The organism is Bacillus nitratireducens (genome assembly GCF_036320425.1).
Classification (GTDB): domain Bacteria; phylum Bacillota; class Bacilli; order Bacillales; family Bacillaceae_G; genus Bacillus_A; species Bacillus_A nitratireducens.
Genome location: NZ_JAUMJO010000018.1, coordinates 17,676 through 30,747 on the forward strand (window position 1 = coordinate 17,676; position 13,072 = coordinate 30,747).

Sequence of the window (13,072 nt, forward strand, 5' to 3'; positions counted from 1 at the left end):
CCTCCTTATACCTCTTTTAGTGTGAATAATAGTGAGAATAGTAGTGAGAATAATGGTAGTCTGAATCCCAAGAATAACGACTTAATTTTTCATTCCATATAATCAACCAAAATCTATAGTTTCTCCTACATATTTCAGTGTTATAACATAACACTAGGGCTCCTCCCACTACTAAGACAAAAGAAAACCCAACATAGATTTTTCTTTTGTCTTAGTAATGGGAACGTTTCAATCAGAAACCGAAGAGAATGATAGAGACTTATATTGTTCTCCTTTGCGATTTCAACCATACCATACATGATGGTACTCCCTCTAGTACATTTGCAAAAATATAGAATAAATAAGCTTATAATAACAAAAACTCAAAATATATATCAAGCAATTTTTTTGGAAATAGCATTTTTGTTACTTTTTCGTAACTACTATAGGTATATATATATGTTATAATTTATAAACTTTTGCAGACGATCCCTTGCAAATCCCTATCTTTTCTATCCTTTTTGTCCCTTCGATTCTGTTGCAAAGTTTTTAAAAGTAAGCTAAATTTTTGCAAAACAGAATGAGGAGAATCATAAATGGGATATTTTAAAGGAAAATAGTTCAAACAAGATATTATTTTGGTAGCCGTCGGCTACTACTATCGTTTTTCTTTAAGTTATCGAGGTGTATCTGAAATTTTGAAAGAACGTGGTGTATCGGTCCATCCCACTACTATCATGCGATGGGTTCATGAACATGGAAATCTCATTTATCAGATTTGGAAAAAGAAAAACAAATCTGTGCAGCTGTCTTGGCACCTGGATGAAACCTATATCAAAGTGAAAGGCGAATGGTGTTATCTCTATCGAGCAATTGATAAAGATGGACACACATTGGATATTCAGCTTCGCAAAAAACGAGATCATCAAGCGGCTTATGCCTTTATGAAAAGACTAGTAAAAACATTAGGAGAAGCAACGGTTCTCACAACAGACAAGACTCCCGCGTTACTTTGCGCGTTCAATAAATTGGGAGAGCAAGGCTTTTATAAGCATACCATTCATTGCACAATCAAGCATTTGAATAATCTCATCGAACAGGATCATAGACATATCAAGCGACGTTTTTCCAAATCCGCAGGATTTCAAAGTCTTCGCCATGCTTCACGTAACTTGAAAAGCATCGAAACTATTCATGCCCTATATAAACAAAAACGAAGTTTGCAACAACCAAACTTCGTTTTTTCAACGTACAATGAATTAGAGAAACTATTCAAAGTTGCATAAACTCTACCTACTAAATTAGAATTTTTTTGTTTATATAAAAACTTTGCAACAGAGCCCGTAAAAGAAAGATTTAGTTTCATTTATGTTAAACTTTCATATTTTTTATAAATGAATTAGGATATAGTTCACTTAACATAGTATGTGGGTTCTTATTCCAAAATTTATCTAATGGGGTTCTTAACCCTTGATTAATTATCCACCTTCTACTATACACCCTTATTAGTTCTTCATTAGTTAATTTTTCTTTTTCCTCTATCGTCCATTTCAATGCTTCCAATGCTTTCTCCTTTGTCCAAAATCCACGAGGGGCCCTGTTTAATTCCCATTCTTTAAATCTCCCTGGATACAACTCGTGTAGCATGGCATATGGACTATTTTTCCAAAATCTCTCTAATGGAGTTATTAACCTTTGATTAATCATCCATCTTCTACTATAGACCTTTGTAAGTTCTTCATTAGTTAACTTTTCTTTTTCCTCTATCGTCCATTTTAATGCTTCCAACGCTTTTTTTCTTGTCCAGTAGTTTTTAGGTGCTTTCTGGAATTCCCACTCTTTAAAACATCCAGGATATAACTCATTTATCATACTAAATGGACTATCATTCCAATATCTCTCCAATGGGGTCCTTAAGCCTATTTCTGAAAACCAAATTACACTAATTTTTTTTCTTATCTCCTCATTATTCATTTGTTTTCTTTCCTCTATCGTCCATTTTAATGCTTCTAACGCTTTTTTTCTTGTCCATAAACGACTAGGAGTTTTTTTAAACTCCCATTCCTTAAAATGGTCTGGATATAATTCATTTATCATTATGTAAGGACTACCTCCCCAAAAAATTTGGCAAGGCGAACTCAAATTATGATTAGATAACCACCGAACGCTATAAACCTCCAATAGTTTATTATCTGTTAACCTTTCTTTTTTTTCTATCGTCCATTTTAACGCTTCCAATGCCTTTTCCTTTGTCCAATAGTTCCTAGGTGTCATTTGAAATTCCCATTCTTTAAAACAATTCGGATAAACATCATTTATCATTACATATGGACTATCATGATATTTAACGCTAAGTAAACCACCTAATTTATATTTAATAATTAACTGGGATTTCCAACTCTTAAGAGTTGTTTTTTTATCCCACTTTAAAACTTTTTCTATAAGATACTTGATTACACGTTTTGCTAGATTATTATCTTGATCATCACTCCATGTACCTTTGGGAAATCTGTTCCTTTTACTGTCCAATATCTCTTGGTATATCTCTTCTATTTTTATTACCATTACAACCCTTTTCTCTCTTTCTATAGTGATTTTTACAGTAAACGAGATAAAAATCACCAGCAATTACAAATTTATTTCTAAGCAATAATCCACCTATATTTTAAGTGCTAATAGGTGAATTTTGTTCATAATTAATATATATAATTGAACACTAATCCCCCCTAGATAAGGGGGAATAAGGGGCTCAACCCATCAAGTTAACATTTTGAAGTTCCCCTTTAACGAAAATTCTGTGTTTTTTATAGAAACGAAGTTTATTTTTATCGTTTTGGGGGCAACCTGTTCTGTTAGGTTGATGGGCATGGGGTACAGCCATAATTACACACACAGAAAAAGAATCCCTTATGATTTCTGGGATTCTATTTCTTGTTTAAAGTTTTTTCAGACAAATGATTTGTACATCAATTTATCTTTGATATACAGATCATTTATCTGATAATTCCTATAAATAATTGCGGAGTAATAAACTTACATAAATGCTTTTAAAAGTTCTTGAACCAATGGAATTGCTCCACCTATGAATTTTAAAACTGCCATTGCGATTTCCATAATCATTTCCTCCTTCTTAATATTATGATGTAGTAAATCTTATACTCTCATTATATTAAGTGTATTAATTAATATCAATACATTTTAATATGCAATATTTCATCTTAAAATCATGCTTAATACTGTTATAATAGAATAGGTAAATTCTACATCATTTTTCGATATACTAAACAGCTAATGAATACATAAAAAAAGAAGAGAATTTTTAAAATTCTCTTCTTTTTTTATGTATTCATAGGGGTCACTATATGGGGTTTAAATCTAAACTTTCTTTAAAAAGATATTATGATTTTTATTAGTAGGGTTGAACTACCCCCACTTTCACTTCGTTTAGAAGTGGGGGATTCCTAAGTAAAGAGTTCTATCGAACTCTAATTTATTAGGCTATCTCCACAGTCCTTGCGGTTAGAAGCCTTATCGCTTCATTCTTTAGATTGATACTTGCGTTAATATCCCTATCATGGTGTGTACGACAAGAAGGGCAGTCCCACTTACGTAGGTTTAGATTTTTAACGTCTTTGTTTTGATATCCACAACAAGAACATAATTGGCTTGAAGCAAATGTTTTCGATACGACAATGACTTGTTTGCCGTACCATTTTGCCTTATATTCCAACATAGTTCGAAACTGTGACCATGATACCTCACTAATTGCTTTTGCTAACTTATGATTCTTTAACATATTAGATACTTGCAAATCCTCTATACCGATAACATCGTGGTTTTTGATGATTTCAGTCGAGGTTTTGTCCAGGTAATCTTTCCTAGCATTCGTCATGTATTCATGAATTCTAGCTACTTTTACTCGTTGTTTATTCCAGCGAGAAGATCCTTTCATTCTTCTAGAAAGAACACGCTGTGCTTTTGCCAACTTCTCTTCTAATGATCGAAAAAACTTCAGATTTTTATAGATTGTTCCATCTGACAAAATGGCGAAATCTTTTAGTCCCACATCCATTCCAATGTAAGAATTTGTTTTCGGAAGTTCTTGCACTTCTGTTTCAACTAACAATGACACAAAGTATCTGCCAGAAGGGTTCCGTCTAACTGTAGCATTTAAAATACGTCCTTTTACTTCACGACTTTTGGCAAATCGAACAAGACCTAGTTTTGGCAATTTTATTTTGTTTCCTACAACGGCAATGTTTTCATTTGTTTGTTTTGTGGTATAAGATTGCACGTTGTTTTTCTTAGATTTGAAACGAGGGGCATTGTTTTGTTTTTTGAAAAGGCGTGTATAAGCATCCGCAAGGTTGCGAACAGACGACTGAATCGCAATACTATCCACTTCTTTTAGCCAAACAAACTCTTTCTTCATGGCAGGAAGTTTGGCAGAGCATGTACCATATGTCAAACCCTTTCCTGTTTCTTTGTATGCATTATCCCATAGAGATAGGAAATGATTAAATACAAAACGAGAACAGCCAATCGTTTTATTGATTAGGGTCGCTTGTGCTTTATTTGGATAGATACGAAATTTATATGCTTTATTGATGATCATCATTCGTTTCACCCCCATTTCGATATGTGTCTATTATACAACAAACATACATTCGATAGGTAGTGAAGTAACAGTTTATGTATGTCGAACAATTAAGATGGCTTCCTGCCATCCCTTGTCCGAAGACAATTCATCTCCCACCTACTCACTTCTCGTTCCTTGAGGAAGGAGTCTTCTTGGCTAAAATGATAAATGAACAAAATAACTTAACATGGTATAATAATATTTGGATGGGAGTCCAATGTTATTAAAATTAAAGTGGTTATCAAGTCGGAGGAAGGCACCTTAGGGTGTCTTTTCTTTTTAAAATATATAAGCGCACCAGAACCGGTTCATGAATATGGAAATCTCATCTATCAAATTTGGAACTAACTTCTTCCGAAACATTGTTCCTCATTTACCAACCTGTTTATGTTTTTTCAAACTTTGCAACAGAGCCACATTGTTTTAATTGAATTTTGTGTTATACTTCTATAGGCATCTGATTTTTATTCTATATAAAAGTATGTGAAAAGCCCTTATCAATTCGATAATGGCTTTTCTATTTTTCATGAAGATCGATTATATAGCATGGGTAATAAATTTAAAGGAGAATTATAAAATGATTTTTCCAAGTAACATCAATATGTCTTATGAGTATTCAATTATAGAAATTCAATGTTTACCTTGTATTTCTACAGCACCCGATTTTTATGATAATTTTGTACTTATTTGTAGTACTTATCTTAACAAAAATGATAAAGCACATGGTCATACTACATTTGAAATTCAATCTATAAAAGAACTGTCTTATAATAATCCAAATGTAAAAAATGCTAAGAAGTTTGTATACCAAGGTGGGTCTTTGAAAATAAATGATTTTGTAACAATTACTCAAGCGGAATCAGACTATGATACGAAATTCATAGCGAGACTTTCCTATCAATATCATAGCGATCAAGAGAGGGAATATATACAAGAGCAAGATTTACTCTTATTTTCCATTTCTGAAGGGTCAAAGGGGCAATTGTCTAATATTCCTTATTTATATCTTCCTCCGGATTTTAAGAAGTATATAGAATATTATCAGGCTAAGCACGATTCTGAAGTTCTTCACACTGCTTACTCAATATTAGAACATTTCATAAAAGAAAATGATTATTCAGAATCTTTCGTTAATCAATTTGAAACTTTAAAAGAAAAACAAAAGAATAAATCTCTTATCTTGTATGATAGCTTTTTACGGAATCAATATAAGAAAATTTGATTTATTTTCATAGAAACATCAAAAACCCTTTAAATATTATACAAAATATGCCTTTTGCTTTAAAAAAATGAAGAAAATGCATAAATGCATAAAACTATATATGTATTTTGTAGTATCCTAGACTGTATCTGTCTAAAAGTCTTTCATAGTACATTTTTGACACTCCCCCCCTAAAGGGGCAAGCTGACATAGGTCAGTGGGATTCTTGCTACCGAAGACCAAAGGCGAAGTCCATTTCTGGTATCGCTGACGTGCAAGATTGCGATTTGCTATCACCACTCCCATGACAGACCGTATAGGTTCTCCTTATGCTTTAGCGTCTAGTACTTGACGACATGTATTGTTTTACGCACGAAGTGAAATTGATTCGTGCAACCTCATACAATATTCATTTTTTAGAGAACATTATTGTTTTAGAGTCTTTTGCATGACTTTGAGGCCATTTTGACATGTTTTGCTACGCAAAAGCGATACTTTCATCCCATGCTTAAAGGCGGACTTAAGTCCTGCAGGGGCTTTCTCGTATCATAAATCTATAAATTTTAGTTAAAAGATACCACTTGTTTAATAAACTTAGTGAAGTAAAGTTAATTACTTTAATATATTATTAGGAGAGAATTTATGAGTAAAAAACTATTAAAATCAATAACATCATTAACGATGGTAGGAGGTGCATTATTAGGAACAAGTAGTGATCCCGTAAAAGCTGAAGTCCAATCAGGGGGAAATTCAGTTGTATTTAATGATGTTCCCAAAAACCATTGGGCAAATAATGCCATTACGAGCTTAGCTAATCGTAATATTATCGGAGGATATGGAAATGGAATGTTTGGCCTGGGAGATAATGCTACTCGTGAACAGGTGGCAGCTTTAATTTATCGTGTGCTAGCTCCTGCTAAAAAAGGAGGCACTCTTAATAAGGACAACTCTTTTTATATTATGCAAGATGGGTCTCAGCTTAAAAATCCATATAAGGACATTAATAAAAACTCAACAATGTTCTTAGAAGAGATTCTATTTTTGACAGACATAGGAGTCTTTAAAGGGGATCAAAATGGGGCATTTCGACCAAAAGAATCATTAAGTCGTGCAGAAATGGCACAGGTCATCAAGACTGCTTTTAAAGTTCCTGTGTTAAGTAAACATACTTTTAATGATGTACCAGATAATTCATGGGCGAAGGACGCCATTAGTGCCGTACAGTCGAATAAAATTGCATCAGGTACAGGTAATGGAGGTTTTGAACCAAATAAAACTGTAACTCGTGAACAGTATGCACAGTTTTTATTTAATGCATTAAATTATAGGGAACAATTAAATACACAAAATCCTGATGTGACAAAGCCAAATAAAGAAGATACGAGTGTACAAACTGAGGTACAACTATTAGAAGCTTATAAAAAAGACATGAAAAATTATATTAATAATCATGAAGAAGATATAACTATAACATATAAATCTAAACAATCTAATATAAGAGAAGTTATGGATACGCTTGTTAAAGCATATGATGAGACAGTTGATTCAAATGAATACATGAAATATAACGTTGCAAATACACAATATTCTATTCGTGGTATTCCAGGAGATTATGTATTTACATTAAAAATTACATACCGTGAATCAAAAGAGCAAATGAACTATGTAAAGACACAAGCAAAATCAGTTATCACTTCTATTGTTAAAGCTGGTATGGATGAACATGAAAAAGTAAAAGCAATTCATGATTATGTCGTAAAACATGTTTCGTATGATACTTCTTTCCAGGCTTATACGGCATATGAAGCTTTAGCAAACCGTTCTGCTGTTTGTCAAGGATATGCATTATTAACTTATCAATTGTTAAAAGAGGCAGGAGTAGAAGGTCATATTGTAACAGGGACTGGAAATGGACAACCTCATGCTTGGAATCTAGTGAAAATTGAGGGGAAATGGTACCATCTTGATACAACCTTCGATGATCCAATTCCAGATGTAGAAGGACGTGTAACTTATTCATACTATAATTTATCTGATGAACAAATTGCTAAAGATCACCAATGGGATCGTAATCAATTTGCGAAAGCAACAACAATCTATAATAATGAGTTAACAAATAAAATTCAAATCGGTAGCCCGAAAGCAATGGGATATCAGAAAATATTAACGGATATCAAACGCTAATATGAATCTATGTAGTTTATTAATAAAATTAAACAATGAACAAACGATAAATTGAGGTCTGTGTAACAATGGACCAGTACTAGATAAAAAAAGAATCCCATAAACATATATGATATGGGATTCTTTTTTTTATTTTATTTGTTTATCTGATGTGTATATTTACAGCATGTAATCATTTTAACTAAATTTAGGTGATTCCTCTCTCTCTTTAATTTGTATGTAGGTGCATGACACCAACAAATAGGTGGGAGATGAATTACTATTTTTTCATAATAAAACATACGTTTTATCGAACTATATAAACTAACGAGATAGCCTAATCCATGATTAGTTCTTGTACTTGTATAGAAATAAACACGCAAGATAGGTGAATTTAGGAAGCGATCACTTCTAAACAAGCTGGAAGTGGAGATAGTTTACGAAATTCATTTAGTCCTTATATGTGTTTTGTAAATAACGATCATATAAATCTTTTTCTAAAATACTTTGTTTATCTTGTAGTTCCTTAAATTGTTCAATGAATTCACTATCTTCTTTTGTGCTTCGACACAAAGTATAATAAGCATCATGGAGAATTTTAGATTCTTGATGAGCATCATAGTAGTCCATGTAGGTCTTAAATTCTGGTGGTAGATAAAGATAAGGGACGTTAGAAAAAGAACCTTTGATTCCTACTGAAGTAGAAAATAGGAGTAAGTCTTTATTTTGTATATATTCCATCTCTTGATCTTTAGAATATTGGTAAGAAAGGTTTGCTATAATCTTTGTATCATAATCAGTTTTCACCTCAATTATGTTTACAAAATCATTAATCCTTAAAGTACCACCTTTGAATGCAAACTTTTTGGCTTCTTTAACGTGTGAATTATTATAAGATAATTCTTTTACAGATTGGATTTCAAATGTAGTATGACCATGTGCTTTATCATTTTTATTAAGATATGTACTACAAATAAGAACAAAGTCGTTTTGAAATTTTATTGTTTCAGAATTATAGGGTAAGCATCTAATTTCTATTATTGAATACTCACACATACCGTTAACATTATTGGGAAAAGTCATTATTATTATAATTCTCCTTTATATTTATTTCAGGTGAAGAGTAGTTATTCTTCACTACCTTTATTTTAAATAAATTATAGATTAATAGTAACCCTCAATTCCAGAAATTTATGAGGACTTTTAAAAAAGCAGTCTAACTCCTAATACTCCAGTTAAAGGGTTCTGGTGCAAAAATAAAATAAAAGAGAATAAAGCGCATATATTCCTAACGGAATCGTATCTTATGCTACCAGTCCAAACAATTGATGGATGAATTTTTTCTGGTTTTGGACAGACTGGTCCCGTAAATCAATCTGTTCTTTTTTAATCATATGCATAGCTTCTACTCCAGAAAGAATGGATGTAGCTGTGTCAAAACATTTAAACCCTAGCATAGAATAGATTCGCTTCTTTATAAAGCGATGATCTTGTTCTACTATGTTATTCAAGTATTTTTGTTGTCTAAGTTGCATACCATCAGGTATGCTTTTCTCTTTTTTCAACTGTTCAATTGCTATAGGATAAGCTGGATTCTTATCGACTGTCATAACACGAGGCTGCGAAACATGAAAAGACCTCAAAGCTTTCTTGAAAAAGTGCTTTGCAGTCTTCTGGTCTCTTGTTTTGCCTAGGCAAAACTCGATTGTGTTTCCTCTCGAATCAACAGCACGATACAGGTACATCCATTGACCTTTTACTTTGATATATGTTTCATCGACTCTCCAAGAGTCATTTGTTTGTTTGAGGTGACGTCGGATTCGTTTGTCCAATTCATGTACCCAACGCATAATCGTTGTATGAGAAATGGATAAACCCCGTTCTTCTAGCATTTCCACCAAATCACGAAAACTGAGGGTGTACCGTAGGTACCATCTTACCGTTAACAAAATAATATCAGGCTGATAATGCCTCCATTTGAATACATTTTCCTTTTCCATACCAATCACGCACCCTTTCTAAAGTAATAGTAACAGTATGTCCAAGATTTATAGATTCATTGCAGTTGTCCTTAAGTTTTTGCACCAGAACCAGGAGTCTTCTTGGCTAAAATGATAAAATAAATATTACATAATGCTCTATTAATCTTTGAATTATTTGTAAGAAATGCTAAAGTTAAATAGGTTAAAAAAATATATAAAGTGAGGCGATATTTTTGAAAAAGTTTAGCTTATTACTAGCGGTATTTGTAATGATTGTTTCATTATTTATCCCTAATCTTGCAAGTGCTAAATCTTTCCCTGATGTCCCATCTAATCATTGGGCATATAAAGAAATTAACTACTTAGCGGAAAAAGGCATTATTAATGGTACCCCGGAGGGATATTTTAATCCTAGTGACAATGTAACTCGTGGACAAATGGCATTAATGTTAGATTTATCGTTAAATTTAGAAAAGCCAGCTAGCTATACTCATATTTTTTCAGATGTAACCAAGGGTATTTATTACTATGATTCTGTACATAAGTTAGCCCATTATAACATTGTACAACGTGAAAAAAACTACTTCCCTGATCGTTCGTTAACTCGTGCAGAAATGGCTGTCGTACTCGTCAAAACATTTAATTTAAAACCTACAGGTACTGACGTAAACTTCCCTGATGTTCCAGCTAGTCATTGGGGTTATCAATATATCAAAACTTTAGCTCAAAATAATATTACTGCTGGATTTCCTGATGGTTCATTCGGTCCAGACTTAAAAGTAACTCGTGAGCAATTCGCTGCATTCTTAGCTCGCGTATTAGAACCAAGCTTCCGTCCAACTCTTCCTCAACCTAAAGGCAACTTAGAAGTTCATTATATTGATGTAGGACAGGGTGATGCAACGTTTATAAAGTCTCCAAGTGGAGAAACTATCCTTATTGACGGAGGTAACAACGGCAAAGGTAAGGTAGTCGCAAATTATCTAAAGGGACTAGGATTCCAAACCATTGATTATATGATTGCTACGCACCCTGATGCCGATCATGTAGGCGGCTTAGATGAGGTCCTTAATTCTATGAATGTAAAAAATGTTTACGCTCCTAAAGTAAGCCATACCACACAAACATATAAAGACTTTTTAACTGCAGTAGCTAACAAAGGATTAACAATTAAAGAAGCAAAAACTGGTGTAACTTTACCAATCAATGGTTTAAACTCACAATTCTTAGCTCCAGTTAAAGAATATGGTGACGACTTAAACGAATGGAGTGCTGTGTTAAAAGTAACGCACGGCAGCAAATCATTCTTATTTACTGGCGACGCTGAGACAAAAAGTGAAAAAGATATGGTTGCAGCGCATGGTTCTAACCTAAAATCTGATGTATTAAAACCTGGCCATCATGGAAGTAAAACTTCTTCTTCCCAGCCATTTTTGGATGCAGTTAAACCAAGTATTGCTGTAATCAGTGCCGGTGCAGGTAACCGATATGGACATCCTACACAGGAAACTTTAGCTAAGTTATCTGCAATGTCTGTTAAGGTGTATAGAACTGATTTAAATGGAACTGTAGTTGTTAACAGCGATGGTTCAAACATTTCTGTAAGAACGGAGAGATAATTATGAAAAGAGGTATTATTGACCGTTTTGAAGGAGAATTAGCAGTTATTGAAATTAATAACTCAACAATCGATGTACCAAAATCAAAACTTCCTTCTGCTGCAAAAGAAGGTGACGTTCTTATTATTGAAGATGATACGTATACAATTGATAAGAATGAAACAGACAAAAGAAGACGTGAAGTCCAAGATTTAATGGATAAACTATTTGAATAGCAAAATTAAATAGTTAAATGAAAAGAGTCATCCTGTTGGATGGCTCTTCTTTCACATATACATAGGCTTTATTTACAATTAAGCAAATTTTATTTTATATAAATATTACTATGCTAGTCTAACATTTTTGTATTTACATTTTTTTCTTTTTATCTCATAATTTTAATTGGGAAAAGAGAGGAAAGAAATGGTTCAAATCAAAGTGACACCTGAAATGCTAGAAGAAGCTGCTAATCGTGCAAGTAATACCAGAATCGCATTAGAATCTATACATAATAATTTATGTAATGAAATAGATCATTTGTGTTTTCAATGGATTGGTGCCTCTAATCAACAATGCATTCAAATGTTCAATGATGCGAGACCAAAAGCTTTTACATCTATCAATTCAATTATACAAGTGGAAGAAGATTTGAAACGAATTGCCGAAAAATTCCGTAATACAGATAATCAAGATGTTACAATGGAAGAAGGTGCAATGTGTGGTAAACCTTCTTCTGAAGAGAATGGATTTGATGGTAAAAAATTAGCTAGAGATATTGCTGGTGAAATAAGTGGTGAATATGATGTTCGTCGTGTTTTGGATGGTATTGATCCATCTACTGGCGAAAAACTTTCGGGGTGGGAACGTGCTGGGTCAGGTGTCATGGCTGTAGCCGGCCTTACACCCTTTGGAAAGATAGCTAAAGTAGGAAAAGGAGTTAAAATGACTGCTAAGCCTACTGAGGCTGCAAATACAGCTAAAAAAGTACCTGTTGGGAAAGCCAGCGGGACTAAGTCAATTATTTCATCCGAAATGGAAGAGAAAATTCTTTTGGGACAGAGAAAAAATCCTAATAAAAATGAAATTATTGGAGGACATTCGTCAAATATTAAAAATAGTCATCCTAATTATGCTACAGAGACGATTAAGGTCAATCCAAATGGTACGAAAGATATCAAATATACGACTCAATTCCCTGATGGGAAATTGGCTAAAATAAAAAACAGTACAATATTTCCAGATAGTTGGAGTGATACAAGGATTTTAGATAGTATAACTGATATAGGTAACTCTTCACCGTTAGGTATTAGAGGAAGAGATGGAGCAACTTTTCATAGGGAAATTATTGACGGCGTAGAAATTGATGTAATAAAAATAGGTGATAATGTGGTTAGTGGATATCCAACAGGTCAAATTAATGCACCATTACCAGGTGGATTTACCAAATAGAGGAGGAACATAAATGTATGAAAAAGTAGATGCAGTATTATCTGAAAATAGCTCAGATAAC

At 33.1% G+C, this 13,072-nt stretch carries 10 protein-coding genes and 1 pseudogene; 6 read left to right on the forward strand and 5 right to left on the reverse strand.

The genetic code is table 11. From position 1 onward, the window contains the following. Positions 1-611 precede the first annotated feature (611 nt). On the forward strand, positions 612-1,265 hold the full coding sequence (locus tag Q3V31_RS29550; protein ID WP_257208561.1) for an IS6 family transposase: 654 nt from the start codon (positions 612-614) through the stop codon (positions 1,263-1,265). Positions 1,266-1,350: 85 nt separating this feature from the next. Here Q3V31_RS29550 and Q3V31_RS29555 read toward each other — a convergent pair whose 3' ends face one another. The 3 genes and pseudogenes from Q3V31_RS29555 to tnpB all read right to left on the reverse strand — a co-directional run bounded on the left by Q3V31_RS29555 (position 1,351) and on the right by tnpB (position 4,594). Continuing rightward, positions 1,351-2,544 carry a DUF4046 domain-containing protein gene (locus Q3V31_RS29555; RefSeq protein WP_098417699.1) on the reverse strand — a complete coding sequence of 398 codons (1,194 nt, stop codon included), beginning with the start codon at positions 2,542-2,544 and terminating at the stop codon, positions 1,351-1,353. A 468-nt stretch (positions 2,545-3,012) separates the two neighbouring features. Beyond that, positions 3,013-3,196, reverse strand: a pseudogene (locus Q3V31_RS31050) (hypothetical protein). A 276-nt stretch (positions 3,197-3,472) separates the two neighbouring features. Next, positions 3,473-4,594 carry an IS200/IS605 family element RNA-guided endonuclease TnpB gene (gene tnpB, locus Q3V31_RS29560; RefSeq protein ID WP_329767639.1) on the reverse strand — a complete coding sequence of 374 codons (1,122 nt, stop codon included), beginning with the start codon at positions 4,592-4,594 and terminating at the stop codon, positions 3,473-3,475. Positions 4,595-5,195: 601 nt separating this feature from the next. On the opposite strand from tnpB, the gene Q3V31_RS29565 reads away from it, so the two are divergent. Continuing rightward, the gene (locus Q3V31_RS29565) at positions 5,196-5,840 is read left to right on the forward strand and encodes a hypothetical protein (protein ID WP_098417721.1); all 645 of its coding nucleotides are present in this window, start codon (positions 5,196-5,198) and stop codon (positions 5,838-5,840) included. Positions 5,841-6,461: 621 nt separating this feature from the next. Continuing rightward, a complete protein-coding gene (locus Q3V31_RS29570; protein WP_002193425.1) occupies positions 6,462-8,003 on the forward strand; it encodes an S-layer homology domain-containing protein in 1,542 nt (513 codons plus the stop codon). A gap of 429 nt (positions 8,004-8,432) precedes the next feature. On the opposite strand, the gene Q3V31_RS29575 is transcribed toward Q3V31_RS29570, so the two are convergent. Continuing rightward, positions 8,433-9,065, reverse strand: a complete 633-nt coding sequence (locus Q3V31_RS29575; RefSeq protein ID WP_000143834.1) for a hypothetical protein — start codon at positions 9,063-9,065, stop codon at positions 8,433-8,435. Positions 9,066-9,286: 221 nt separating this feature from the next. After that, entirely contained in the window at positions 9,287-9,982 is a 696-nt protein-coding gene (locus tag Q3V31_RS29580; RefSeq protein WP_329767637.1) for an IS6 family transposase, read from the reverse strand. Between the two features lie 215 nt (positions 9,983-10,197). Between Q3V31_RS29580 and Q3V31_RS29585 the strand changes: the two genes are divergently transcribed. The 3 genes from Q3V31_RS29585 to Q3V31_RS29595 all read left to right on the forward strand — a co-directional run bounded on the left by Q3V31_RS29585 (position 10,198) and on the right by Q3V31_RS29595 (position 13,011). After that, positions 10,198-11,583, forward strand: a complete 1,386-nt coding sequence (locus tag Q3V31_RS29585; RefSeq protein ID WP_016130710.1) for an S-layer homology domain-containing protein — start codon at positions 10,198-10,200, stop codon at positions 11,581-11,583. Between the two features lie 2 nt (positions 11,584-11,585). Then, positions 11,586-11,798, forward strand: a complete 213-nt coding sequence (locus Q3V31_RS29590) for a DUF3006 domain-containing protein (RefSeq protein WP_000820161.1) — start codon at positions 11,586-11,588, stop codon at positions 11,796-11,798. A gap of 187 nt (positions 11,799-11,985) precedes the next feature. Next, a complete protein-coding gene (locus Q3V31_RS29595) occupies positions 11,986-13,011 on the forward strand; it encodes a WXG100 family type VII secretion target (RefSeq protein ID WP_329767638.1) in 1,026 nt (341 codons plus the stop codon). Positions 13,012-13,072 lie beyond the last annotated feature (61 nt).